General features: G+C 66.5%; 25 protein-coding genes and 1 pseudogene. 12 read left to right on the top strand and 14 right to left on the bottom strand.

Translation table 11 applies throughout. From position 1 onward, the window contains the following. Positions 1 to 146: 146 nt before the first annotated feature. The 4 genes from WD430_RS14240 to WD430_RS14225 all read right to left on the bottom strand — a co-directional run bounded on the left by WD430_RS14240 (position 147) and on the right by WD430_RS14225 (position 5,175). Positions 147 to 1,223, bottom strand: coding sequence for a methionine synthase (locus WD430_RS14240; protein ID WP_339103089.1), 1,077 nt, complete (start codon positions 1,221 to 1,223; stop codon positions 147 to 149). Further along, positions 1,220 to 2,221 carry a 5-methyltetrahydropteroyltriglutamate--homocysteine methyltransferase gene (locus WD430_RS14235; RefSeq protein ID WP_339103088.1) on the bottom strand — a complete coding sequence of 334 codons (1,002 nt, stop codon included), beginning with the start codon at positions 2,219 to 2,221 and terminating at the stop codon, positions 1,220 to 1,222. Before WD430_RS14235 ends, WD430_RS14240 begins: the two co-directional genes overlap by 4 nt. Before the next feature lie 145 nt (positions 2,222 to 2,366). After that, complete coding sequence (locus WD430_RS14230; RefSeq protein WP_339103087.1) at positions 2,367 to 3,584, bottom strand: PQQ-binding-like beta-propeller repeat protein; 1,218 nt, start codon at positions 3,582 to 3,584, stop codon at positions 2,367 to 2,369. Between the two features lie 307 nt (positions 3,585 to 3,891). Continuing rightward, entirely contained in the window at positions 3,892 to 5,175 is a 1,284-nt protein-coding gene (locus WD430_RS14225; protein WP_339103086.1) for an AAA family ATPase, read from the bottom strand. A gap of 544 nt (positions 5,176 to 5,719) precedes the next feature. Between WD430_RS14225 and WD430_RS14220 the strand changes: the two genes are divergently transcribed. Together WD430_RS14220 and WD430_RS14215 are read left to right on the top strand one after the other, a co-directional pair. Then, positions 5,720 to 6,580 carry an oxygenase MpaB family protein gene (locus WD430_RS14220; RefSeq protein ID WP_339103085.1) on the top strand — a complete coding sequence of 287 codons (861 nt, stop codon included), beginning with the start codon at positions 5,720 to 5,722 and terminating at the stop codon, positions 6,578 to 6,580. Between the two features lie 98 nt (positions 6,581 to 6,678). Then, the gene (locus WD430_RS14215; RefSeq protein ID WP_339103084.1) at positions 6,679 to 6,870 is read left to right on the top strand and encodes a hypothetical protein; all 192 of its coding nucleotides are present in this window, start codon (positions 6,679 to 6,681) and stop codon (positions 6,868 to 6,870) included. 189 nt (positions 6,871 to 7,059) lie between these two features. Here the strand turns inward: WD430_RS14215 and WD430_RS14210 are convergent, their stop codons facing one another. The 4 genes from WD430_RS14210 to WD430_RS14195 all read right to left on the bottom strand — a co-directional run bounded on the left by WD430_RS14210 (position 7,060) and on the right by WD430_RS14195 (position 11,417). Then, positions 7,060 to 7,308 (bottom strand): twin-arginine translocase TatA/TatE family subunit, encoded by a 249-nt coding sequence (locus WD430_RS14210; protein ID WP_407067122.1) that lies wholly within the window; start codon positions 7,306 to 7,308, stop codon positions 7,060 to 7,062. Between the two features lie 200 nt (positions 7,309 to 7,508). Beyond that, on the bottom strand, positions 7,509 to 8,342 hold the full coding sequence (locus tag WD430_RS14205) for an undecaprenyl-diphosphate phosphatase (RefSeq protein ID WP_339103083.1): 834 nt from the start codon (positions 8,340 to 8,342) through the stop codon (positions 7,509 to 7,511). Between the two features lie 268 nt (positions 8,343 to 8,610). After that, positions 8,611 to 9,936 (bottom strand): FAD-dependent oxidoreductase, encoded by a 1,326-nt coding sequence (locus WD430_RS14200; protein WP_339103082.1) that lies wholly within the window; start codon positions 9,934 to 9,936, stop codon positions 8,611 to 8,613. Between the two features lie 185 nt (positions 9,937 to 10,121). After that, positions 10,122 to 11,417 carry a DUF389 domain-containing protein gene (locus WD430_RS14195; protein WP_339103081.1) on the bottom strand — a complete coding sequence of 432 codons (1,296 nt, stop codon included), beginning with the start codon at positions 11,415 to 11,417 and terminating at the stop codon, positions 10,122 to 10,124. 158 nt (positions 11,418 to 11,575) lie between these two features. Here WD430_RS14195 and WD430_RS14190 point away from each other — a divergent pair, with 158 nt between their 5' ends. The 4 genes from WD430_RS14190 to WD430_RS14175 all read left to right on the top strand — a co-directional run bounded on the left by WD430_RS14190 (position 11,576) and on the right by WD430_RS14175 (position 14,060). Next, positions 11,576 to 11,860, top strand: coding sequence for a DUF357 domain-containing protein (locus WD430_RS14190; protein ID WP_339103080.1), 285 nt, complete (start codon positions 11,576 to 11,578; stop codon positions 11,858 to 11,860). 404 nt (positions 11,861 to 12,264) lie between these two features. Beyond that, positions 12,265 to 13,239 (top strand): transcription initiation factor IIB, encoded by a 975-nt coding sequence (locus WD430_RS14185; RefSeq protein ID WP_339103079.1) that lies wholly within the window; start codon positions 12,265 to 12,267, stop codon positions 13,237 to 13,239. Between the two features lie 110 nt (positions 13,240 to 13,349). Next, complete coding sequence (locus WD430_RS14180) at positions 13,350 to 13,529, top strand: hypothetical protein (protein ID WP_008894656.1); 180 nt, start codon at positions 13,350 to 13,352, stop codon at positions 13,527 to 13,529. A 294-nt stretch (positions 13,530 to 13,823) separates the two neighbouring features. Then, a complete protein-coding gene (locus WD430_RS14175) occupies positions 13,824 to 14,060 on the top strand; it encodes a UPF0058 family protein (RefSeq protein ID WP_049914513.1) in 237 nt (78 codons plus the stop codon). A 167-nt stretch (positions 14,061 to 14,227) separates the two neighbouring features. On the opposite strand, the gene WD430_RS14170 is transcribed toward WD430_RS14175, so the two are convergent. Next, on the bottom strand, positions 14,228 to 14,692 hold the full coding sequence (locus WD430_RS14170) for a DUF555 domain-containing protein (RefSeq protein WP_339103077.1): 465 nt from the start codon (positions 14,690 to 14,692) through the stop codon (positions 14,228 to 14,230). Between the two features lie 210 nt (positions 14,693 to 14,902). On the opposite strand from WD430_RS14170, the gene WD430_RS14165 reads away from it, so the two are divergent. Further along, on the top strand, positions 14,903 to 15,832 hold the full coding sequence (locus WD430_RS14165; RefSeq protein ID WP_339103076.1) for a DNA glycosylase: 930 nt from the start codon (positions 14,903 to 14,905) through the stop codon (positions 15,830 to 15,832). 48 nt (positions 15,833 to 15,880) lie between these two features. Next, positions 15,881 to 16,197: pseudogene (locus WD430_RS14160) on the top strand (DUF3784 domain-containing protein). A gap of 81 nt (positions 16,198 to 16,278) precedes the next feature. On the opposite strand, the gene WD430_RS14155 reads toward WD430_RS14160, so the two are convergent. Both WD430_RS14155 and WD430_RS14150 read right to left on the bottom strand, forming a co-directional pair. Further along, the gene (locus WD430_RS14155; RefSeq protein ID WP_339103075.1) at positions 16,279 to 16,524 is read right to left on the bottom strand and encodes a hypothetical protein; all 246 of its coding nucleotides are present in this window, start codon (positions 16,522 to 16,524) and stop codon (positions 16,279 to 16,281) included. 34 nt (positions 16,525 to 16,558) lie between these two features. Further along, complete coding sequence (locus WD430_RS14150) at positions 16,559 to 17,626, bottom strand: mRNA cleavage and polyadenylation specificity factor-like protein (RefSeq protein ID WP_339103074.1); 1,068 nt, start codon at positions 17,624 to 17,626, stop codon at positions 16,559 to 16,561. A gap of 335 nt (positions 17,627 to 17,961) precedes the next feature. On the opposite strand from WD430_RS14150, the gene WD430_RS14145 reads away from it, so the two are divergent. Continuing rightward, complete coding sequence (locus WD430_RS14145; RefSeq protein ID WP_339103073.1) at positions 17,962 to 18,240, top strand: acylphosphatase; 279 nt, start codon at positions 17,962 to 17,964, stop codon at positions 18,238 to 18,240. A gap of 19 nt (positions 18,241 to 18,259) precedes the next feature. Here the strand turns inward: WD430_RS14145 and WD430_RS14140 are convergent, their stop codons facing one another. From WD430_RS14140 to WD430_RS14130, 3 genes are all read right to left on the bottom strand, one after another. Beyond that, the gene (locus tag WD430_RS14140) at positions 18,260 to 18,418 is read right to left on the bottom strand and encodes a hypothetical protein (protein WP_339103072.1); all 159 of its coding nucleotides are present in this window, start codon (positions 18,416 to 18,418) and stop codon (positions 18,260 to 18,262) included. A gap of 147 nt (positions 18,419 to 18,565) precedes the next feature. After that, positions 18,566 to 18,796 (bottom strand): hypothetical protein, encoded by a 231-nt coding sequence (locus tag WD430_RS14135; RefSeq protein ID WP_339103071.1) that lies wholly within the window; start codon positions 18,794 to 18,796, stop codon positions 18,566 to 18,568. A 97-nt stretch (positions 18,797 to 18,893) separates the two neighbouring features. After that, positions 18,894 to 19,391, bottom strand: coding sequence for a hypothetical protein (locus WD430_RS14130; RefSeq protein WP_339103070.1), 498 nt, complete (start codon positions 19,389 to 19,391; stop codon positions 18,894 to 18,896). Positions 19,392 to 19,495: 104 nt separating this feature from the next. Between WD430_RS14130 and WD430_RS14125 the strand changes: the two genes are divergently transcribed. From WD430_RS14125 to WD430_RS14115, 3 genes are read left to right on the top strand one after another with little or no spacing between them, the layout of a single operon-like run. Next, on the top strand, positions 19,496 to 20,923 hold the full coding sequence (locus WD430_RS14125) for an NAD(P)H-hydrate dehydratase (RefSeq protein WP_339103069.1): 1,428 nt from the start codon (positions 19,496 to 19,498) through the stop codon (positions 20,921 to 20,923). Further along, on the top strand, positions 20,916 to 21,452 hold the full coding sequence (gene moaC / locus WD430_RS14120; protein WP_339103068.1) for a cyclic pyranopterin monophosphate synthase MoaC: 537 nt from the start codon (positions 20,916 to 20,918) through the stop codon (positions 21,450 to 21,452). Before WD430_RS14125 ends, moaC begins: the two co-directional genes overlap by 8 nt. Positions 21,453 to 21,483: 31 nt before the next feature. Further along, complete coding sequence (locus WD430_RS14115) at positions 21,484 to 22,500, top strand: nitronate monooxygenase (protein WP_339103067.1); 1,017 nt, start codon at positions 21,484 to 21,486, stop codon at positions 22,498 to 22,500. Positions 22,501 to 22,589 lie beyond the last annotated feature (89 nt).

Raw genomic sequence — 22,589 nt, 5'->3', positions numbered from 1 at the left:
GCAATTTGCGTGCGAACGTCTCGCGCGAGTCACGAGTGCGCACGGCCGTCGAAACGACCATCGGAACGGAACGCAGCGACGAAAATCACGGACGAAACGTCGGCGACGACCGAACCGCCGGCGAACGCGCTACCGCGGGAACCGCGTCAGTCGTCGGCGGGCGTCGGCGTACCGCGCTCGATATCGATGTTGCCCTCGTCGAGGTCGGCCTCGACGTTGCGGGCCGCCTGCACCATGTTCTCCATCTTCCCGTAGGCGACGTCGCGGGGCAGTAGCTTCACGCCGCAATCGGGCGAGACGACGAGCTGCTCCGGCGGGACGACCTCGAGACCCTTCTTGATGTTCTCCTCGATCTGCTCGACCGATTCGACCTCGGCGACGTGGGCGTCGGTGACGCCCAGCGCGAGGTCCTTGGAGAACTCGGGGTCCTTGAAGACGTCCAGCTGCTCGTAGTCGCCGTTCGCGAGCTCGAGGTCGAACTCGTCGACCGGGAACTCGAGGATCTCGGGGTAGATACGGGAGTAGTCGCCGTAACAGACGTGCAGCCCGATGCGGACGTCGTCGTCGATGTCGGCGACGATGTGCTCGAGCGCCTCGCCGACGATGGCGTGGTCGTCGGGCGTGGTCGCGAGCGCGGGCTCGTCGATCTGGATGTAGCGGGCGCCGGCGTCGACGAGCTTCTCGATCTCTTCGTTGACCAGGTCCGCGAGGTCGTAGGCGAGCTCCTCGTCGTCGTCGTAGGCCTCGTTGAACGACCAGTTGGCGAGCGTGTAGGGGCCCGTGATCGGGACCTTGACCGGGCGGTCGCTGGCGGCCGCGGTGAACTCGTACTCGTCGACGAGCCACGAATCGTCGTACTCGACCTCGCTGACGACGCTGGGCTTGTCGAAGTAGTTGTGACCCCAGACCTTGACGGGGCCGTTGAACTCGTAGCCCTCGATCCGGTGGGCGAAGAACTCGACCATCTCGTTGCGCCGCATCTCGCCGTCGACGACGACGTCGAGGCCGGCCCGCTCGTGTTCGTTCGTGATGAGGCGGGCGGCGTCGTCCTTGGCCTCCTGGTAGTCGTCCTCGTCGAAGCCGTGGTCGTCGTCCTGGTAGAGCTCCTTCGCGCGGTTGAGCCACTTGGGCTTCGGGTAGGAGCCGACGACGGTCGTCAGCAGGAAGTGGTCGTTCTCGTGGTCCTCGGGTCGGAACTGATCTTTGTTCTCGTTTGCGCTCATGCGGCGGTCACCTCCGCGAGATCCGCGGCTTCGGCAAGGACGGCGAGTTTCTCCTGGTACTTGCTGTAGGGCAGGTAGAACGTCTCCGTGTTCGTCGTCAGGTAGACCGTCTCGAACTCGGTGACGCCGAGCTGGCCCTCGACCCACTCGGTCCGGTCGCGGATCGCTTCGGGGTCCTCGACGAGCGTGTTCTGGCCGTCCGCGAGGCCGAGCGCGACGTCGTCCGTGGCGCCGTACTCCTGGATGTTGTAGAGGTTGTCGTCCTGGTTCGCGACGAAGTCGAAGCCGACCGCGTCGATGTCGGCGTCGAGCAGGTGCGCGTACATCTTCTCCTCGAGCGCGCCCCAGTAGGGCTGGACGACGACGTCGGCGTCGGTCGCGCTCGCGACCCGATCGATCGCCTCGCTGGCGCGTTCGTCCTGGCCGTCCTCCGGCACGTTCTCGACCAGCGACGGCTCGAGCAGGAACAGCGTCTCGACGTCCGGGAAGGCGTCGACCTCGCCCTCGAGGAAGTCGGCGATAGCCGAGAGGAAGTCGGCCTCGTCGCCGTACTGTTCGTCGGTCGCGAGATCCGCGAGCGAGTACGGACCGGGGAGAACGGCCTGCAGGTCGCCGTCGGTCAGGTCGGCCGCGGCCTCGAGTTCGTCCGCGACGTCGCCGGAGAAGCCGAGCTCGTCCTGTACGACCGGCTCTCGATAGAAGTTGTTGTTGTCGTAGTACCGGACGATCCCGCGGGTCTCGACGGCGTCGTGGACGGCCAGCGGATGGGCGAGCATGTCGTCCCAGCGCAGTTGGCCCTCGACGACGCGGTCGAGGCCGGCCTCCTCCTGTGCGCCGATCACTTCCTCGCGGGCCTCCTCGTAGGCCGCGGTGATCTCCTCGCCCTCGTCGCCGCTGATGAGGTCGTGCTTCTGGTGGCCTTTCAGGTCCGAGAGGTCGTCTTTCGCCCAGTCCGGGAGCGGATAGAGCCCCGGCGTGGTCGAAACGTACTCAGTCATCGTGAAAGCGGCTAGGCTATACCGACGCTTAATATTTTCCATATGCCGAAATACGTGGCAGTAATTCCCGTGGAGCGCCGAACCCGCGGCCGGATCCGACTCGGCGCCTCGCCGCGAAACGGCGATCGGCGCCGAGACGGGGCGATCACTCCAGCGCGAGGAGCGCGAACGTCTCGCCTTCGACTCCGGTGACGACGTACAGCGTGCCGTCGTCGAGGACCGGACCCGGACCGACCCGGCCCGCGAATTCCCGTTCGAATCGGACTGCGGGTCCGTCGTCCGGGCTGTCGCCGGGCGTCGGATCGAACGCCCGGAGGCAGTCACCGCCGACGAAGACGGTGTCGCGTCCGTACGCCGGAGCCGTGTGTCGCCAGTCGCCGATATCGGACTCCCAGTGTCGCTCGCCGGACTCGGCGTCGACGGCGTGGAGCCCGCGACCGTTCGCGACGAGGAGGAGATCGTCGACGACGCAGATCCCGCGTTCGGCCCAGCCGGTATCGGCCGTCCAGTTGCGCTTCGGGTTCGACAGCCCATCGTCCATCAGCGCGTACGTCGATCCGTCTCGGCAGGAGACGTACACCGAATCCGAGTCGGCGCTCGGCGGGCCGACCGGCGCCGACGGGAGTTCCCACCGCCACCGACCCGTCCCCTCCCCGGTGAGCAACGAGACCTCGCCGGCTTCGGTCGCGACGACGAGCCCGTAGCCCTGGAAGACGGCCAACTGATCGAGTACCTGCCCGAAGACATCGCGTTCCCACCGGATCTCGCCGGTCTCGGGATCGAGCGCGACGACGCGTTCGCCCGCGCCACAGACCAGCTGCCGTCCGTCGTAGATCGTCGGGGACGTCACCTGACCCGGGTTCTCGAACGTCCGTTCCCACAGCCGTTCGCCGGTGTCGGCCTCGAGTGCGTAGAGCGCGGACGACGTCGGAACGTACGCGACGCCGTCGCGGACCAGCGGTGCCGTCCTACCGTCCTCGACGGTCCACAGCTCCGTCCCGTCCGCGGCGTCGAAGACCCGTAGCGTTCGGTGATCGAGTTGGTAAACGCGCCCGTCCGCGACCACGGGCGCCCGGTAGGCGGTCTGTGCGATCTCGACCCGCCAGCGCTCGGTGACGCCGTCGACCGGCGCCGCGCCGTCGGCGACCGCGCGCGTGTTTCCCGCGTTGCAGCCGAAACTCGACCAGTCCCCGTTCGCGCCGTGGACGTGCTTCCCGGGGTCCGGCAACTGATCGACGCCCGACGCGGGGGGCTCGTCGGGATCGGAATCGATCACGCGCGAGAGCAGCGAACAGCCCGCGAGCGTCGCGCTCGCGGCACCGGCACCGGCGGTCTTCAGAACGCCTCGTCGAGTGGAGGACATTACGACACTCATTTCAACCGATAGAATAGTATGTTTCGATTATATTTCGGATTATCGGGCTCAGGTGATCGTGACGCGGCCGCGTTGGACTGCTGGTTCGACGTCAGTCACGGAGGCAGCGCGTTCGATGCAGCCGCGTGGGACAGCGAACTCGACGCGGCACACCCCTCGTTTTCAGTGAACACGCCTCGAGACACCCCTCGTTTTCAGTGAAGCGGGGGTAGGGGCTGTACAACTACCGCTCGAGTACTCGGATAGACACCCCTCGTTTTCAGTGAAATACGCCGGAGAGAGGCGATAGAATCCGTCAGATCGAGGATTCGGAGAGCGCGTTCAGGACGCTGCGCTGATCGTCGGCCGACTCGAGGCAGGCGCTCATCACGACGTCGGGATCGTGGAGCAGGCGGTGGGTCCGATAGCTTCCCTGGCCCTTGCCGCCGCCGGTGTGTCTGCTCTCGGTGATCTCCGGCAGCGTCCACTTCTTCATCAGATCGAGGACGCGCTGGTGGGTCAGCGACTCGCCGGCGACGACGTCGGCGACGATGCAGTAGGTGTCGTAGACCTCGCCCGTCGAGAAGGAGTCCGTGAGCTTGGACTTCGTCAGGTACGCCAGCGCGTAGAGGGCGTACCGGGAGTGGGGCGTCCCGTTCTTGATGACCTGAATGGAACGGTTGAGGTCGCTGTACTCGTCGGCCTTGCGCACGTGATCCTCGGTCACTCGTTCGCTGTCGTCCTTCTCGGCGAGCTTCCCGGCCGAGCGGAGGATGTCCAGCGCCCGGCGGGCGTCGCCGTGATCCCGCGCGGCGAGCGCCGAGGCCAGTTCGATCACGCCCGGCTCGAGGACGCCGTCCTTGAACGCGTCCTTGCGGCGCTCGAGGATCGCCTGGAGCTGGGTCGCGTCGTAGGGCGGGAAGATGATCGGATCGTCTTGAAAGCTCGAGGCGACGCGTTCGTCGGGCGCGTCGGTGTAGTCGGTCTTGTTGCTGATCGCGACGACCGCGATGTAACAGCCCGTCTTCCCCGCCTCTTCGGATCGCGAGAGCTTCGAGAGAATTTCGGCGGTGTCGTCCCCGAGCTTGTCGATCTCGTCCAAGATGACGATCAGCGAGTCCGTCTCGTGGAGGAGGCCGTCCCCGTCCCAGAGCGCGTCGTAGTAGCGGCTCGCGCCGACCCCGTCTTTCGGGATGTAGCGGTCGGGATCGATCGCGTCGCGGACCTCGAAGGCCATCTTCCGGGCGGCTCGCGTCTCCGTGTTGTACTGATCGCAGTCGACGTACGCGGCCGTCAGATCGGTCTCCTGCATCTGAGCGATGCCCCGTGCCCGACCGGTGACGTGTTTGGCGACCAGCGACTTGCCGGTCCCGGTCTTCCCGAAGAGGAAGCCGCTCTCGGGCGGGTCGCCGAAGGCCGCCGGTTTGAGCAGCGCCTCGACGGTCTCGATCTCCCGGTCGCGACCGACGATGCGGTCCTTCTGGGGGACGTGCTGGGGGCGGAGGAGTTCCCGACGACGGAAGATCGACGTCGTTCCGTCCGCCATCGGATCGTCCTGGAGTTCCTCGATCGAGGGCGTCGGGATCGGATCAGTTCCCATTGCCGAGGACTTTCCGGACGCGAGTGATAAACGCACCGAACCGGATTTTCAGTGAAAGACTCGAGCTGGCCCACGAGAGTGAGTGACGCACTGATCGGTCGCCGTAGAGCGCCGACACACACACCCCTCGTTTTCAGTGAACGGCCGCGTAAGTGGGGGTCCGCAGTCCGCTGCCGCACCGCGACTCCTGATCGCGTTATTATATTATTTATTGTATCGGTAAAGTAGTAGTGTAGTTGTAGGGAAAGAGACGCTGTAATTCGCTATTAGATCGTCCCGTCCTCGTCCAGTCTTTCCTTTATATTAGCGCCTAATTTCTCCGCCCGCGGGTTTTCGCTTTCACTGAAAACGAGGGGTGTGCCTGTCGTCGTCGGTCGCCGTTTCGAGCGGTCGCGTTTCCGCCGGTCGTTCGAAGATCGCTCTTCGGAAAGTGACTGTTCGGAGCGTTCGCGGCTCCGATCGCCGCTCGTCGCCGTTCGGGCGTCACTCGAGGCGGCGCCGTGGCCCGGCGAGTATTCGTCGCTGGAACTCGTACACGATCACCATGGACCGATCCGCCCCCGTCGACCGGCGGACCCTGCCGCCGGATATCGCGGCCCTCGTCGACGACGTGGACGCGCACGATCGCGGGTTCTTCGGCCCGGAATCAGTCATGTGGACTGTCGGTCGGGAACGAGCGCTCCTGATGAGCGGCGTCAGCACGATTTTGCTCCAGCTCGCGCATCCGGCAGTCGCCGCCGGCGTCGGCGAACACAGCACCTTCGAAGCGGACCCGATCGGACGGTTCCGTCGGACCTTCGAGCACGTCCACGCCCTGATCTTCGGCGACGTCACCACCGCGGCCGAGAGCGCCCTCGAGATCCGCGCTCGTCACGCGGCGGTCACCGGAACGCTGGACGACGCCGCCGGATCGTTCTCGGCCGGCGACCGCTACGCGGCGACCGACCCCGCGCTCCTCCGCTGGGTCCACGCGACGCTGATCGAGCAATCGATGACGGCCTACGAAACCTACGTGGCGCCCCTCTCCGAGACGGAGCGAGCGACGTACTACCGGGAGTGCAAACGGTTCGGACGGTTGGTCGGCGTCCCGGAGACGGCGTACCCCGAAGCGGTGACCGACTTCGCCGACTACTACGAGCGGATGTGCACCGAGACTCTCGCGGTCGGGAGCCGCGCTCGCACCCTCCAGCGAGCGCTGTTTCGGCAGGGTCGCGTCCTGGGGCCGCTGTACGCGACCGTCGGCATCGGCACGCTTCCGGCCGCAGTTCGGGAGGCCTACGGCCTCCCCTGGTCGCCTCGACGGCAGCAGCTGTTCGACGCGTGGACCGCGCTGGTGCGGACCGCGATTCCGGCGTTGCCCCCTCGACTGCGGTACGTCGCCGCGTATCGCCGCGCTCGAGCGTAACGGGCGAGCGATTCGCCGGCACGCGATCGTTCTCAGCAACAGCTTATGAAAACCACCGATATGTTTATCACTGTTTACTCGAAAGCGTGACGCAACTCATGCCAACGTGTGGCAACTGCGACGCGTACGTGACGGGCGATTTCGTTCGAGTGTTCGGCGTGGACGACGAGGTCCACGGCTGTCCGAACTGTTCGACGTACCGCGAACTCTCCGCGGGCGACGGGGCGGTTCGCGCGCCCGAGATCGAAAGCGGAAGTGACGGACGCGGGACCGACGGACTCCCGTTCTAAGCGCTGCCGCTCGTTTTTTCACGCAGTGGTCGCGAAACACGCGCGAAGCTCGAGCGTGGGGACTGAGAGACGACGCGTAGAGCGGTCCAGTCGGGACACGACGCGTATTTCGACGGTCGGGCTCCGCGTCGTGACCGATATCGCGGAAAAAGGACGGCTGATCAGTAGCGGCCGTTCTCGAGCGCGCGGTTACGACTGCGTCTCGGTAGCCGGCTCCGTCTCGACGTCGACGTCGGCGGCGGCGTCGCGGCGGTACTCCTCGAGTTCCTGCTCGACTTTCGCCTGGCCTTTCTTGAACTCGCCGGTCGATTCGCCGATGGACCGCGCGAGTTTCGGGATCTTCTGCGCGCCGAACAGCAGGATGGCGACTCCGACGATGATCAGCAGTTCCGGTCCGCCGGGCATGCCGGGGACGAACAGCGGTGCGATCGATGTCACGTCTTGACTGCCCAGCGGTGGGCATGTAGTCTTTTCCTCTCGGCGGACCGGTTCGCGTTTCGTACCGACAGTCCCTATCGACCACCGTCGAGCACCGTTTCTCTTCGGAGTCCGTTTGCGAGAGTGGTTCCGTAATCGTTGAGAAACGGACCAGTCGTTCGATATCTGAGGGGGCCAACGGAAAGACGATCAGCTGCCGCTCACGCCATCAACACCGACACGCCGCCACCGCCGACGATCGCCACCCCGCCCAGCCCGAAGCAGACGATCCAGAACGGCACCCGCTCCACTACGCGCGTCAGCAACCCGATCGTCGCGTACCCCACGATCGCGCTGGTCGCGAGCGCCACCAGCGCTTCCTCGAGTCCGATCCCCGGAATTCCCCCCTCAGACGCGAACGTCAACGCACCGGCGCCCAACCCCGCCGGAATCGACAGGAGAAACGAGAGCCGGAACGCCGCGGGCGGCTCGTAGGAGCGAAAGAGTAACACGCTCGAGGTGATCCCCGAGCGAGAAACGCCGGGGAGGATCGACAGACCCTGAAACGCGCCGACGACGAGGGCATCCCTCAACGTCGGCTCCTCTCGAGCCGCCACCGCCGCGGACTCCGACGCCAACTGCAGGACGCCGGTCGCGATCAGCAACACGCCGATCGCCGCGATGAACAGCCCGCCGCTCAGTTCGCTCACGAAGTCGACGGCCAGAACGTAGATCGGCACGCCGATCAGCCCCGTCGCGAGCGTCGCGACGACGACGAACGTCGTGATACCGTTGGCGCCGTCGAACGCCGTCTGCGGCCGCCAGCCGGGAACGGCCTCGAGGCTCTCGCGAATATCGTCCCGGTAGTACAGCGTCGACGAGAGCGTCGTCCCGAACTGCAGGAACAGCGCCAGCTGGAGGGCGCGGTCCGGCGCCGTCCCGACGAGCGTCAGGAACAGCGAGAGGTTCCCCTGCGAGGAGACCGGGAGCCACTCGACGACTCCCTGAACGATACCCGCGAGAACGGCCACGATGAGATCCCAGTATCCCGCCATGCTATCGGTCCGTCCCACTCGATACGGAGCGACTCATTAGCTGCCTGATGAACAGTCCGCCCCTAAATACGTTGAGGACCGCCATCGATCCGCGTTGCTACCTGCCGACCGATATCGGCGAACGCACTCGAGTTCGATCCGCTATACGCGACTAGATCGTTCGCATTATCGTCATTCGCATTATCGGCATAAATCGGAGTGGTACCGAGCGAAACGTTCGATTCGGCGTCGATCGCCTCCACCGAAGTCGGTACTCAGTCGATCGGAATCAGTCGTCGGCCGCGGCCGGCTCGACCTCTTCGATACTCGAGTCGGCGCGCTCGAGGTCCTCGAGGTACTCGTCGGCGTCCAGTGCGGCCTTCGAGCCCATGCCGGCGGCGGTGACGGCCTGCTGGTAGTGGTAGTCGACGACGTCGCCGGCGCCGAAGATGCCGGGGACGTGGGTCTCGGTCTGGCCGCCGCCGTCGCCGCCCGTCGTCTTCAGGTAGCCGTCGGCGTCCATCTCGACGCCGGTTCCCTCGAGGTAATCGGTGTTGGGCGTGTGGCCGATCGCGAGGAAGACGGCGCCGACGTCGAAGTCGAACTCCTCGGTCTCGGGGTCGTCCAGTCGGTCGGTGGGATGGCCCTGCTCGTTCTCGACGAGGGTGACGTGGTCGACGCCCTCCTCCTGGGAGCCGTGGACCTCGATCAGTTCGGTGTTTTTCATGATCTCGATCTCGTCCTCCTCGACCTTCTCCTCGACGCGGTCGACCCAGTAGTCCTCGGCGCGGAACTCGTCGCGGCGGTGGGCGATGTAGACGGTGTCGGCGAACTTCGTCAGGAAGGTGGCCTCCTCCATGGCGGCGTCGCCGCCGCCGACGACGAGCATGTCCTCGCCGCGGAAGAAGGCGCCGTCGCAGGTCGCGCAGGTCGAGAGCCCGTAGCCCATGAGTTCGTCCTCGCCGGGGATGCCGAGGGTCCGGGCGCTGGCGCCGGAGGCGGCGATGACGGCGTCGGCGGTGTAGACGTCGCCGTCTTTCAGTTCGACGCGGAACGGCCGCTGATCCGCGTCGACGTTCTCGATGATGCCGTTCTTGAGGTCGGCCCCGAACTGCTTGGCCTGCTCTTTCATGTTGTTCACGAGCTCGGGCCCGCTGATCCCCTCGGGGAAGCCGGGGTAGTTCGCGACGTCCGTGGTGAGGGTGAGCTGGCCGCCGGGCTCGTCACCCTCGATGACCAGCGGCTCGTTGTTCGATCGACCGGCGTAGATGGCGGCGGTGAGGCCGGAGATTCCGGTACCGGCGATGATGAGTTTGCGGTGTTCGACGATCTCGTCGCCCTCGTCGTCGGCGATTCCCAACTTCTCGTCGAGTTCGCCCGTCTCGTTCAGTGCGCTGGTGTCGTCCCAGCCACCGATGAGCTCGTCGTCGATGAACACTTCGGGCGCGGTCTTGCGGCCGTCGGCACGCTCGACCATCTCCTCAAAGAGGTCGTCGTCGCCGGTGACGTTGTACGTCTCGTACTCGATCCCCTTGCTGTCGAAGAGGTCCTTGGCCTTCTCGCAGTAGGGGCAGTCCTCCTTGGTATAGATCTCGACGCGGGGCTGTTCGCTCATGTATCAGTTTTGGGATAGAGGGCCTAAACCCCTTGCGTTCTCAGCAAACCCCCGATGGTTGCTACGACGCGGCGGCGCCGTCGACCGATCGCTCGCTCGCGGCGACGAGCCGCGTGGCGACTCGCTCGCGACCACGAGGAACGCAGGGCTCGCTCGCGACTACGAGGCCGACGTCTCGCTCTCGACTACGAGGCACGTGGTGCCTCGCTCTCGACGAACTCGACGGTCACGGCGGCGTCGCGGTCGGTCCGCTCCTCGAGGCCGGCCTCGAGGGCCGCGGCGAGGTTCGGATACGGGACGTCGGCGGGCCGCTGGACGACGACGGTGACGTCCGGCTCGCCGCCGGTGCCGGGGCCGACGAACTCGGTGCGCACCTCGACGAGCTGGAGTTCGCTGTACGCGTCCTCTTCGAGGACGGTCCGCACTTCGTCGTTGACGTCGTTCTGGTGGTTCACGTACTGGCCGATGACGAGTCCGCCGGCGGCGAAGACGAGCATGCCGACGACGACGGCGACGACGAGGGTGTCGAGCCAGTCGCCGGGGACGTTCGCCCGGAGCGACCCCTCCGTCCAGCCGTCGGGCCGGTAGCCCAGATACCAGAAGACCGCGAGTCCGGCGAAGAGGATCGACGTGGCGTTGACGGCGACCAGCGCGCCGGCGCCGAGGGCGACGGCCGACTCGCCCCAGGCCAGCCCGATGCCGACCGCCGCGGCCGCCGGGATGAGCGCGACGGCGATCATCACGCCGACCAGCGAGACGGGGATCGCCGTCGCGAGGCCGAACGCGCCGGCGGCGCCGGCACAGACGCCGACCACGAGCGCGAGCAGCCCCGGCGAGATCCGGTTCTGAACCTGTACGATGGCCGTGATGTCGATCGTCGAGGGAACGATTCCGCCGGAACGGACCAGCCACGCGAACGCGAAGGCGCTGGCGATGGCGACGACGAGGCCCAGCGCCAGCGAGGTCAGTCCGTCGGTAATCATGTCGCGGTCGTCGAGCACGAGGCCGACGGTCCCCGTCAGCGCGGCGCTGACCTGCGGCGCGATCACCATCGAGCCGACGACGATCGCCGGCGAGTCCAACAGTAGGCCCGCCGTCGCGACGACCGCGGCGAGGACGGTCATCGCGTAGTAGGTGAGCCGTCCCGGAGTCATCTCCAGCGCTCGAGACCGGATCTCCTCGCGCGCGATGCTGTCGTCTTCCTCCTGCCCGTTGACGTACTTCTCCTCCAGATCGTCGATCCGGGGCGTCCGCGCCGTCTCGATCGAGGAGACGACGACGAACTCGTCGTCGATCCCGGCCTCGCGAAGCGCAGAGAGCACGCTCTCGACGGCCTGGGCCGGCACCGGGAATCGGATCAGTTCGCCGTCGCCGCCGTTCCCGTTCTCGAGGGTCCGGACGTAGTCGATGCCCTCGTCCTCGAGGACGTTCAGCGCGGCGTCGCGCGTCTCGGTCGGCACGAAGACCTCGATCTGTCGCACGCTCCGGTCTCAGTACGATTCGGGTGAAACTTATGTCGTCGTTAGCCGGTTGCCGAGCGCGTAATCGGTCCCTGATGGCGCTCGTCGATCCGTTCGTCCGACGCTCCGGACCCGAGACGCGACGACGCACTTACGGTCCCGACGGACGAGGTTCGACCATGGCTGCGGATCTCGAGGAGAAGACGGACCGCTACGGCGAGTTGCTCGCGGAGGCCCTCGAGGCGGCGTCGGTGGCGCCGCCGGAGGGGACGCCGATGGCCGAGGCGGCGGCGGAGTGTTACGAGATGGCGTCGTCGTACCTCGAGGACGGTCGACACTTCCGCGAGGAGGGCGACCTCGTGAACGCGCTGGCGTCGTTTTCCTACGGCCACGCGTGGCTCGATGCGGGCGCTCGAGTCGGACTGTTCGACGTACCGACCGAGGGTCACCTGTTTACGGTCTAGCAACCCGCTACCGGTACTCCAGTCGCGCCGGACTCGAGAGTCGGGGACGGAACGCGGACGGCGACGCGGGTACCAATACAGTTGGACACTACACTTCTGTGGGTCGCTGTCGTACGGTCAACCGTGACGGTGATGACACGCGTCGAGCGAGTCGGTTGTCAGGCCGGACTCGATGGCGATCGACTCGCGGCGATCGGTCGTCGGGATATCGTCGCGGCGGACGCCAGAGGATCCGACGGGTAACACCACTATAACCGCAACATATATAATAGAAAATCCGAACAGTTTATAAGACCGGCGAAACCTTTATATGGCTTACGGCCTTACTATATGTTAGCTGAGGCGACCGGGTTTCTTCTGGTTACCCCACCCGGGAGCCCCGAGTAACGCACCCGATACACATCATGACAGACACCACCATCAAAACGTATACAGGCGAGACGGAGAGCGAGGAAGAAACGACAGAGGAGTCGGGGGAGCAAGAGCGCTGCCCCGAGTGTGGCGGCCGAGTCATCTCGGACGCCGAACACGCAGAGACGGTCTGCGAAGACTGCGGGCTCGTCGTAGAAGAAGACGAGATCGACCGCGGCCCCGAGTGGCGAGCCTTCGACGCCGCCGAGAAGGACGAGAAGTCCCGCGTCGGCGCGCCGACGACGAACATGATGCACGACCAGGGCCTCTCGACGAACATCGGCTGGCAGGACAAGGACGCCTACGGGCGGGCCCTCTCGAGTCGCCAGCGCCAGAAGATGCAGCGCCTGCGCACCTGGAACGAGCGGTTCCGCACCCGCGACTCCAAGGAGCGTAACCTGAAGCAGGCCCTCGGCGAGATCGACCGGATGGCCTCCGCGCTCGGCCTCCCGGAGAACGTCCGCGAGACCGCCTCGGTCATCTACCGCCGCGCGCTCGAGGAGGACCTGCTGCCGGGACGCTCGATCGAGGGCGTCGCGACGGCCTCGCTGTACGCCGCGGCCCGACAGGCGGGCACGCCGCGCAGCTTAGACGAGATCTCGGCCGTCAGCCGCGTCGAGAAGATGGAGCTGACCCGCACGTACCGGTACATCATCCGGGAGCTCGGTCTCGAGGTCAAGCCGGCCGACCCCGAACACTACGTGCCGCGGTTCGTCAGCGACCTCGATCTCTCGGACGAGACCGAACGCATGGCCCGCGAACTGCTCGAGTCCGCGCGACAGGAGGGCGTCCACAGCGGCAAGTCGCCGGTCGGCCTCGCGGCCGCCGCGGTCTACGCCGCCGCCCTGCTGACCAACGAGAAGGTCACCCAGAACGACGTCAGCGAAGTCGCCAGCATCTCCGAGGTCACCATCCGCAACCGCTACAAGGAGTTGCTCGAGGCCTCCGACACGGCAGCCCCGGCGTAAACGCGATGTTTCGGGGTCTGTCATCGGTGGTTTCGATTCGACCTCGGGTGCGATAAGCGGTCGATTGGGAAGCGACAACACTTTTGAGGTGCGGTGTGAAATACCATAGCATGGACGAGACGACCGTGCAACTGTTGTGTCCAGAATGTGCGAAAGATTGGCAGATTTCTCCCGGTGAACTCCCTGCCGCCGCCGACATGTTTCACTGCCCCGGCTGCCACGCCTCCCGGCGGATGTCCGAGTTCACGCGAACCGATCGCGACCTCCAGACGCTGAAACAGCTCGGCTAGCGGTCGGCTCCCCACCGCGATCTCGAGCGTGCTCCGCTCGATTCTCCGTCCCTCCCCATCGCCGAGCGGTAGCGACCGGTTACTCCACCCGTCTGTAGCGTTCGGAAACCGAATCGAAAGTACTCATTATTCGTGTAAAACCGTATTGTACGCGTCCCTTCGGGTGATCTCTATCGGGTAGGATCCCCGTTCCGCGAGTCCTAGTCAGTGACATCCTGCACACCTGACTCAGGGTCCGTGCTAACGCGACTCAAGATAATAATATAACCCTGCGGTGGATAGGATTGCATGGTTATGAAGAAGCAGGAGCTCATTCACCTTCACGGCCTTCTCGCGGAGGTATCGAACCAGTGCGCGGAGTGGGACGACTGTACGATCGACCTCGAAGAGTACGAGTCGCGGGGTATCCGACCGACATCGATCCACAAGTCGAAAACTGATCACAAAGCTGCTGTCTTCGCGCTCGCCGGGGGAATCACGAAGAACATGCGCGAGGGGGAGCAGGAAGCAGTCGCCGCTACTGCGGACTGAAACGGACGACATCTCCTTCGATCACTACTACCGCCGACTGGCGAGACTCGACTGCGGCGTTCTGTACGACTCGAGCGGTCCGTCTCCGCTGCTACTCCTCGCGGCGCTCGCGCTGTGAAGGAGTCGATCGTCCGTCCCGCTCGCGAAAATGTCCCTCGGGTCGCCGGTTACTCCACCAGATCCTCGAACTCGGGGAGGATCTCCTCGTCGTCGTCCGACCCCTCGCCGTCGGTCTCCGCAGTCGATGACTCGTCCGACTCGTTCGTCTCGGTCTCCGACTCGTCGTCGACCTCGTCCTCCTCGAGTTCCTCGACCTCGATGACCTCGAGGGGAATGTTCTCGAGGAGCTGCCCGATCTCCTTGCGTGCGATGCGGGAGGCGTGTTCCTCGCGCTCGACGTTGAAAACGGTCATCTCCAGCTCGAGCGCGACCAGCGCCTCGTCGGCCGCGATGAAGGCGGGCGGCAGCTCCTCCCCGGATGGGGAGGTGCGCTCGCCCATGTTGATCTCGACGTAGTTCAAGTCAGGGTTCAACATCTCGCCCGTCTTCGAAATGGCGATACGAATCGCCTCGTCCGGCGTTTCCACATCGAACACCGGCACGGCGGCTTCGACGACAACCCTGCAGTTCATACGTAGATATTGTGTCGCATCCAGTATGAAAGTTCGCCTCAGGGAACACGACACTCCGTTCGAACGCTATCTCTCGGCGTTATCGCGCTCCGGCGACCGATCCGATAGTCCGTCTCTCGCACGCTATCGGCGGGTTCGATGCGCAGACGGCACCGCCGACCGCCGATCGGTTCGAAAGGCAAAAGCCCGCGCCCCCGAAGGGAGGGCTAGATGGAGACAGGGACGATTCCGGTCGACGAACTCGCCGGCGGGCTCGACCTGTATCGCACGCTCGAGAGCGGGCAGAGCTACCTCTGGCGGCGCGGCGACGGCGAGATGTACGGCGGGTCGCCGGCGCCGGGGGCGTGGTACGACACGGTCGTCGATGGGGAGGTGATCCGCGTTCGCCGTCGCGGCGGTCCGGCGGGCGACCCGACCGACGGCGTGGCCGCCGACGCGACGACCGGCCACCTCGAGTGGGTGTCGACGACCGACGCCGAACCGATCGTCCGCCGGCTCCTGCGCTTAGACGACGACCTCGAGGCGATCGTCGACGCCGCGCCGGACGACCCCCTCCTCCGGGAGGCCTACGAGGCCCACCGCGGAATGCGGCTGGTCGACGATCCGGCCTTCGGCTGCCTGATCTCGTTTATCTGTTCGACGCAGATGCGGGTGAGTCGGATCCATACGATGGTCACGACGCTGGCTCGGGAATACGGCAGTCCGATCGAATTCGACGGCGAGACCTACCACGCGTTTCCGACCCCCGACCAGCTCGCGGCCGCGACGGAGGCCGAACTGCGCGACCTGGGACTGGGCTACCGCGCTCCCTACGTCGTTCGCACGGCCGAGATGGTGGCGAACGGCGAGGCCCACCCCGAGGAAGCGCGCGGCCTCGAGTACGAGGCCGCTCGAGAGTATCTGACCCAGTTCGTCGGCGTCGGCGACAAGGTCGCCGACTGCGTGCTCCTGTTCTCGCTGGGGTTCGACGAGGCCGTCCCCCTCGACACGCGGCTCAAATCGGCCGTCGAAGAGTATTACCCCGACTGCGATCGGGGCTCCTACGCCGCGACCTCGCGGGCGATCCGCGAGCGACTGGGCGGCGAGTACGCGGGGTACGCCCAGACCTATATTTTCCACCACCTGCGGACCGGTGAGTGACGCCGTTCGCACGGAACAATTTTGTAATTCGGCTGTCAATATACTCGTATGGTCGACGGATCAGTCCTCTCACTGCTCGCGGCCGCCGGGTTCGTCGGCGCGCTCGGCGTCGCGATCAAGTACTTCGGGATGGTTCGGCTGATCGCGGGCTACGATTCCGACCGCGTCACCGACGAGCAGGGACTGGCGGACTTCGTCGGGACGAACACGCTGTACGTCGCCGCGCTCCTGGTGCTCGTGGCCGTCCTCGAGTACACGGAGCCGTTCGGCGATACGGGACTCGTCTGGATCGGCTTCCTCCTCGCGGTGTTCGGACTCACCGCCCGCATGATCCGCGGTGGTCTCGGTACGAGACCCCGGCATGAGAGCAGTCGGCGAGTTCGAATAAGAGACCACACCCTTTCGCTCGAGTCTGCACTGCCGTTTGGGACCCGAGGCGAACGCGATTACTCGTAGTCTTCGCGACCGGTGACGGCCCAGTAGGCCTGCGAGACGAGCGTGACGGCGAAGACGACCGCGAGTGCGATCGCGACGTAGCGGGCGGCCGTCTCGCCGATCAGATAATAGGCGAGTCCGCTCGCAACGAGGACGAACAGGATCGCGCCGACGAGCAACTCGAGGAGCTCCCGGAGCGTCGCACGGCTGCTCGAGACGTCGAGGTACTCGTCTTCGAAGCGTTCGATGATGCCCATAGTTGTGATCGGAGCCTCGTTCAGCGGTCAGCGGTCAGTAGAACTCCTCGAGCGTCGTCTGATCTCGCTTCAGCGGCCGCGCTCGGTAGCCGTGCTCGGTCTCGAGGCGATCGGCGAACGCCTCGTCGAAGCCGTGGTGGGTGTAGACGACCTCGGGATCGATCGCCCGCACCGTCTCGAGGAGTTCGTCGAAGTCGCAGTGATCGGTAAGCGGGAAGGTCACGTCGTAATTGCCACGATACGGGAACGAGTCGTCGACGGCCCAGCCCGAGAAGCCGGCCTTCAGGGCGTTCTCGCGCTCGACCGCGGCCTCGACCCAGTCCGCGCGGGCCTGGTTCGACGGGAGGATCACGATCTCGTCGGTGAGGCCGCGCAGGGACTCGTACGGACGGCCCGGAAACGCGAGGCGGCCGTCCGTGGCGGCCTCGATGGCCTCGTTGACGTCGCGGATCGAGTCCGAGACGAGGATCTCGCGGGCGCAGTCGTTGCTGCCGTTGCCGTCATCGTCACTGGCACCGGCGCCGCCACTGCTACCGGTCGCCTCGCGGGCGATCCACTGGAGTTTCTGGGCCCGGCCCAGCGAGTAGCCGAACAGAAAGAGCGGTCGGTCGTCGTTGTCGTGGATCCAATCGGTGATCTCGGCTTCGAGGTCGGCCTGCGACGGGAATCGGTACTTCGGGAGCCCGTAGGTCGTCTCCATCACGAGGACGTCCGCGTCGATCGCGTCGGGGTCGAACCCCTCGAGGTAGCAGCGATCGCGCGTCGAGAAGTCGCCGGTGTAACAGTAGCGGCGGACGTCGCCGTCGGGGGCCTCGAGGTCGAACAGCGCCGCGCGGGAGCCGACGACGTGGCCGGCGGGGACGAGGTCGACGCCCGGCGCGGACTCGACGAACTCGAAGCCGGTGCCGGTGCGGGCCTCGGCGATGGCCGCGGTCTCGGCCGAGCAGACGACGGTGTCGGGCGTCGTGCGGAAGGTGTGATCGGCGTGGGCGTGGCTCACGACGTTTATCGAACCGACGGCGCTGCGGGCGTCGGCGACGACGCTGGGTCGGGGGTCAGTCTCGCGTTCGAAGTGGATGCCGTCGCGGTGGCGGACGGTCACTGGAATCGGGCGTCCGTAGGGGCTCGAGCTACCTTCCGTTGTCGCTTTTCGGTGCAGTTGGCTGAACGTCTCATCCGGTCTCGATCGATTTCGGTGCGGACTCGAGAAAGAGCGACGGAATCCGAGCCGTGAACACTCCTCATCGTGGCAACTAGGGACGCCACACCCTCCCCAACCGATTCGCTCGCTCTGCTCGCTCATCCCTCGCGCAGTGTCATCGCCCGCCCTCGTTATCACTCGGACGCTCGATAGCGCGCGCCACGGCGGGTGATTGGTCGGCCACTGCTCCCGCTCGCGGAGCCGGACTTTTGACGCTCGCGGTCGATACGTCCCGTATGGCAGGGCGAACCCGCGCACACGTCTTCGTTTCCGGCACGGTACAGGGCGTCTACTATCGCGCGAACACCCGCGACACGGCCCGCGAGAGGGGCGTCGACGGCTGGGTGAAGAACCTCGAGGACGGCCGCGTCGAGGCGATCTTCGAGGGGCCCGAGGACGCCGTCGAGGGGATGATCGAGTGGTGTCACACGGGCAGCCCCGCGGCCGACGTCGAGGACGTCGAGGCCGAGTACGAGGAGCCTCAAGGCGAGGACGGCTTCGAGATTCGGTACTGATCCGCGTCCGCGGTTCTATTCAGCGGAACAGCGTTCGAACGGCGATGTCGACGTATTCCAGGAACGAGACCGTCGGCGTCCCCGGCAGATAGAGGTCGGGGTCGGGCTGCTCGATCGGTGCCCCGGGGTGGTCGGCGTAGGCGGTTCCGAGAGCGTCATCGGATTCGTATGCGTCCATGTCCCGGTTACGAACTGCAGCTATTTATGGAGTCAGAGATTTAATTCTGACATCGAAAATTAATAATTGCCATAGAGAAACCGTCGCACGGGGATCGGCGTCACGAAACGGCAGTCGATCGGTTCCGCCATTCGTCTCATCGCCCTCTCACTCGACGCGTTCATGGTCGTAGACGTCGATGTGGTGGACCGCGTGCGGCGAGAGCAGCCGGTTCCCCTCGAGTTCGATCCAGCCGTTGGCGTGGACGACGATCGGGCCCTCGTAGAGCGGGTCGTCGTCGACCGGTTCGTCGTAGATAACGACCTCCCTGTAGGCTCGCGTGAAGGGGTTCACGTCGTCAGAGACGATCGAATCGCGAGCGGCGACTGGCGGGAACATCGTAGTAGAATGATAGCATTACGCGTGATAAGTGTATCGCAACGGACAGCAAACCTGCCGTGCGACGCGAGGACTGTCGCGCGATTCGAACCCGAGGTCACGCGGTGTCGACCAGATACGTCTCGAGCCACGGCGGCTCCTCGGTGTACTTCCACTCGGCCCAGTCGGCCTTCTCGCCCGCGTAGTAGGCCCGGTAGGCGGAGACGGGGTCGCCGGGCCGCTTGTACTCGTCGGGCATCGTCTGGGGCCGGGGCGTCGGCTCGTCGGCGGGGAACCCGATCGCGTCGGGGTCGATGCGCTCGATCACCTGCCAACTGGCGTGGTCGTCGTCCTTCCCGTAGCGCTCGACGAACTCGGCGTTGAGCGCCGCGGCGTGCTCCCGGAGGCGGAGCCAGTTCGAGCGGGACGCGGCCGCCCACTTCGTGACGGGGTGGTCGACGTGGGTCGACCGGTAGAGGAAGTCGGCCTCGTAGCCGTTCTCCCGGGCCGCGGTACAGCAGACCTGCGCCGCCTCGAGCAGCAGCTTGTTGACGTGCTGGTCGCAGTGATAGCGCGCGGCGAGCCGCGGGTCCTCGTCGAGCCAGAAGACGTTCACGCCGGCGCTTGGGGCTCGAGAGAGTTGGCCCTATCGCCTAACGGTGTTTGGCCGAGTGCAACCGGTCCGCAACGTTGAACGGACGGCCCGTCGAACCCCTGGACATGATCACAGGCGAGCGGATGGGCGCCGTCGACGAGAACGCCGCGGCGCTCGGCGTGCCGCGAAAGCAGTTGATGGAGTCGAGCGGGAACGCCGTCGCCCGCGCGGTCCGCGACGTCGCGGAGCCGGGCGACCGAGTCGCCATCGTCGCCGGCCGGGGCAACAACGGCGGGGACGCGTTCGTCGCCGCCCGCTTCCTCGACCGGTACGACGTCACGACGCTCCTGCTCGGTCGCGCCGCGAACGTCGGCACGGAGATCGCTCGCGAGAACTGGGACGCCCTCGAGGAAGCCGAGTACGACACGCGAGAAGTGACGGACTCGAGCCAGTTCGAGCTCCCCGACGCGGACGTGGTCGTCGACGCGATGCTGGGGACGGGGATCAGCGGCGACCTCCGGGAGCCCGCGGCGACTGCAGCCGCGGAAATCAACGCGGCCGACGCGACCGTCGTCGCGGTCGACGTCCCCTCCGGCTTCGACGCCGACGACGGCGACCACGCCGACAACGGCGTCGAGGCGGACCGCGTCGTCACCTTCCACGATACGAAGCCGGGCCTCGAGGACCTCGACGCGGAGATCACCGTCGCGGACATCGGCATTCCCGCCGCGGCCGAGCGATACGTCGGCCCCGGCGATATCGACCTCGCGCGGCCCGACACCCGCGAGGGACGGCCGAACGTGATCGGCGGCGGCCCCTACACCGGCGCGCCGGCGCTGGCGGCCCAGGCCGCGCTCCGCAGCAGTGCGGAACTGGCCTTCGTCGCCGCGCCCGACTCCGTCGCCGGCGAGATCCAGGGCTATAGCGAGGACCTCATCGTCCAGTCCTACGAGAGCGACGTGCTCACGCCCGAGGTGGCTGACGACCTCCTCGAGACCGCCGAGAACTACGACAACGTCGTCGTCATCGGTCCCGGCCTCGGCACCGCCGACGAGACGCTCGAGGCGACCCGCCAGTTCCTCTCGGAGTACACCGGCCGGGCGGTCGTCGACGCGGACGCCCTCGAGGTCGTTCCCGAGATCGAGACCGAGGCGACGCTGGTCTGTACGCCCAACCGCGGCGAACTCGCGCGGATGGGCGGCCCGGACACCGACGACCTCGCCGCCGCGGCCGACGAGATCGAGGACTTCGCGGCCGAGCTGGGACAGATCGTCCTCGCGAAGGGGGAAAACGACGTGATCACCGACGGCGAGCGCACGCGGATCAGCCGCTCGGGCACCGTCGGGATGAAGGTCGGCGGCACCGGCGACACGCTCGCCGGGATCGTCGCCGCGCTGCTCGAGCACGCCGAGCCGCTCGACGCCGCCGCCGCGGGCGCCCACGTCAACGGCCTCGCGGGCGAACGACTCGCCGACCGGCAGGAACACGGCTTCCTCGCGTCCGATATGCTCGCGGAACTTCCCGCGGTGCTCTGGGGTGGTGACGATGAGTGAGGGCGACCGCGCCGAAGGATCCGACCGACGGGAGAGCGACGCGAACGACGGTGAGGCCGACGACCTCACCCACACCACCGACGAGGGCGACGTCCAGATGGTCGACGTCGGCGACAAGCCCGACAGCGAGCGCCGCGCGGTCGCCGCCGGGGAGATCCGCCTGCAGCCGTCGACGGTCGAGGCGATCCGCGACGACGAGATCGGCAAGGGCGACGTGCTCGCCACCGCCCGCGTCGGCGCGATTCAGGCCGTCAAACACACCTGGGAGACGATTCCGATGTGCCACCAGATCCCGATCACCAACGTCGACACCGCGTTCGACCTCCGCGAGGACCGGGTCGAACTCGAGGTGGCCGTCGAGACGACCGGGAAGACGGGCTGCGAGATGGAGGCCCTCGAGGGCGTCACGACCGGCCTCAACGTCGTCTGGGACATGGTCAAGGCCGTCGAGAAGGACGACGACGGCCAGTATCCCGAGACGGGCATCGAGAACGTCCGGGTCGTGACGAAGGAGAAACACCGGAAGTGAAATAGCAGTGACGAGAACCGGGGCGCATACCATGGCGCTCCGGACACCGCTCTGTGACGCGCTCGAGATCGACCGTCCGATCGTCCAGGCGCCGATCGGTAGCGCGACGACACCGGAACTCGCCGCGGCCGTTTCGAACGCCGGCGGACTGGGCCACCTCGCGGTGACGTGGCGCGATCGCGAGGAGACCCGTGCAGTGACCCGCGAGACTCGCGACCGGACCGATCGGCCGTTCGCGGTCAACCTCGTGCTGGACGACGCGACGACCGTCGTCGACACCGATGCCCGCCTCGAGACCGTCCTCGAGGCGGGCGCGCCGATCGTCTCGTTTTCCTTCGGCGACGCGGCCCCCTACGTCGACCGCGTCCACGAGGCCGGCGCGATGGTGATGCAAACCGTCGGCAGCGCCGCGGCCGCGCGCGAGGCCGCGAATGCGGGCGTCGACGTCGTCGTCACGCAAGGGCTCGAGGCCGGCGGCCACGTCCAGAGCGAGGTGGCGACGACCGCGCTCGTGCCGCGGGTCGCGGACGCGGTCGGCGACGCGGTGCCGATCGTCGCGGCGGGCGGGATCGCCGACGGCCGGGGCGTCGCGGCGGCGCTCGCGCTCGGCGCGGACGGCGCGTGGCTCGGCACCCGATTCGTCGCGACCGAAGAGGCGAACGTTCACGACGCGTATCAGCGGCGACTCCGCGAGAGCGACGAAACGGACACGGCGTACACGACGCTGTACGACAAGGGCTGGCCCGGGATGCCCCACCGCGTGCTGGAAAACGAGACGCTCGAGCGCTGGCGAGAGGCCGGCGAGCCGCCCGCGGGCGAGCGACCGGGCGAAGACGAGACCGTCGCGTGGACCGACAGCGGTAACGGCGATCCCATCGAACGCTACGACGAGGCGCTCGCGACGCCCGACGTCGCGGGCGATATCGACTCGATGGCGCTGTACGCCGGCCAGAGCGTCGGACTGACCGACGACGTCCGGCCGGCAGCGGCGGTCCTCGAGGAGCTCGTCGCGGAGACGCGCGAGGCGGTCTCGCAGGTCGTCGACTGACGGCGTCCGGCGAATCGATAGCCAGAGCGCTTCGCCGGTTCGCTCTCGAATCGGCCGACGAAACGGAGACGGTGGAGAAAGGGCGTCTA

Origin of the sequence: Haloterrigena sp. KLK7 (assembly GCF_037914945.1) — an archaeon.
Lineage (GTDB): Archaea > Halobacteriota > Halobacteria > Halobacteriales > Natrialbaceae > Haloterrigena > Haloterrigena salinisoli.
This window is presented reverse-complemented; position numbering and strand designations above follow the sequence as displayed.

Excerpts from the sequence above, each read along its gene's own strand:
- WD430_RS14240 (WP_339103089.1), bottom strand. The coding sequence starts at position 1,223 with ATGAGCGCAAACGAGAACAAAGATCAGTTCCGACCCGAGGACCACGAG.
- WD430_RS14235 (WP_339103088.1), bottom strand. The coding sequence starts at position 2,221 with ATGACTGAGTACGTTTCGACCACGCCGGGGCTCTATCCGCTCCCGGAC.
- WD430_RS14230 (WP_339103087.1), bottom strand. The coding sequence starts at position 3,584 with ATGTCCTCCACTCGACGAGGCGTTCTGAAGACCGCCGGTGCCGGTGCC.
- WD430_RS14225 (WP_339103086.1), bottom strand. The coding sequence starts at position 5,175 with ATGGGAACTGATCCGATCCCGACGCCCTCGATCGAGGAACTCCAGGAC.
- WD430_RS14220 (WP_339103085.1), top strand. The coding sequence starts at position 5,720 with ATGGACCGATCCGCCCCCGTCGACCGGCGGACCCTGCCGCCGGATATC.
- WD430_RS14215 (WP_339103084.1), top strand. The coding sequence starts at position 6,679 with ATGCCAACGTGTGGCAACTGCGACGCGTACGTGACGGGCGATTTCGTT.
- WD430_RS14205 (WP_339103083.1), bottom strand. The coding sequence starts at position 8,342 with ATGGCGGGATACTGGGATCTCATCGTGGCCGTTCTCGCGGGTATCGTT.
- WD430_RS14200 (WP_339103082.1), bottom strand. The coding sequence starts at position 9,936 with ATGAGCGAACAGCCCCGCGTCGAGATCTATACCAAGGAGGACTGCCCC.
- WD430_RS14190 (WP_339103080.1), top strand. The coding sequence starts at position 11,576 with ATGGCTGCGGATCTCGAGGAGAAGACGGACCGCTACGGCGAGTTGCTC.
- WD430_RS14185 (WP_339103079.1), top strand. The coding sequence starts at position 12,265 with ATGACAGACACCACCATCAAAACGTATACAGGCGAGACGGAGAGCGAG.
- WD430_RS14180 (WP_008894656.1), top strand. The coding sequence starts at position 13,350 with ATGGACGAGACGACCGTGCAACTGTTGTGTCCAGAATGTGCGAAAGAT.
- WD430_RS14175 (WP_049914513.1), top strand. The coding sequence starts at position 13,824 with ATGAAGAAGCAGGAGCTCATTCACCTTCACGGCCTTCTCGCGGAGGTA.
- WD430_RS14170 (WP_339103077.1), bottom strand. The coding sequence starts at position 14,692 with ATGAACTGCAGGGTTGTCGTCGAAGCCGCCGTGCCGGTGTTCGATGTG.
- WD430_RS14165 (WP_339103076.1), top strand. The coding sequence starts at position 14,903 with ATGGAGACAGGGACGATTCCGGTCGACGAACTCGCCGGCGGGCTCGAC.
- WD430_RS14155 (WP_339103075.1), bottom strand. The coding sequence starts at position 16,524 with ATGGGCATCATCGAACGCTTCGAAGACGAGTACCTCGACGTCTCGAGC.
- WD430_RS14145 (WP_339103073.1), top strand. The coding sequence starts at position 17,962 with ATGGCAGGGCGAACCCGCGCACACGTCTTCGTTTCCGGCACGGTACAG.
- WD430_RS14140 (WP_339103072.1), bottom strand. The coding sequence starts at position 18,418 with ATGGACGCATACGAATCCGATGACGCTCTCGGAACCGCCTACGCCGAC.
- WD430_RS14135 (WP_339103071.1), bottom strand. The coding sequence starts at position 18,796 with ATGTTCCCGCCAGTCGCCGCTCGCGATTCGATCGTCTCTGACGACGTG.
- WD430_RS14125 (WP_339103069.1), top strand. The coding sequence starts at position 19,496 with ATGATCACAGGCGAGCGGATGGGCGCCGTCGACGAGAACGCCGCGGCG.
- moaC (WP_339103068.1), top strand. The coding sequence starts at position 20,916 with ATGAGTGAGGGCGACCGCGCCGAAGGATCCGACCGACGGGAGAGCGAC.
- WD430_RS14115 (WP_339103067.1), top strand. The coding sequence starts at position 21,484 with ATGGCGCTCCGGACACCGCTCTGTGACGCGCTCGAGATCGACCGTCCG.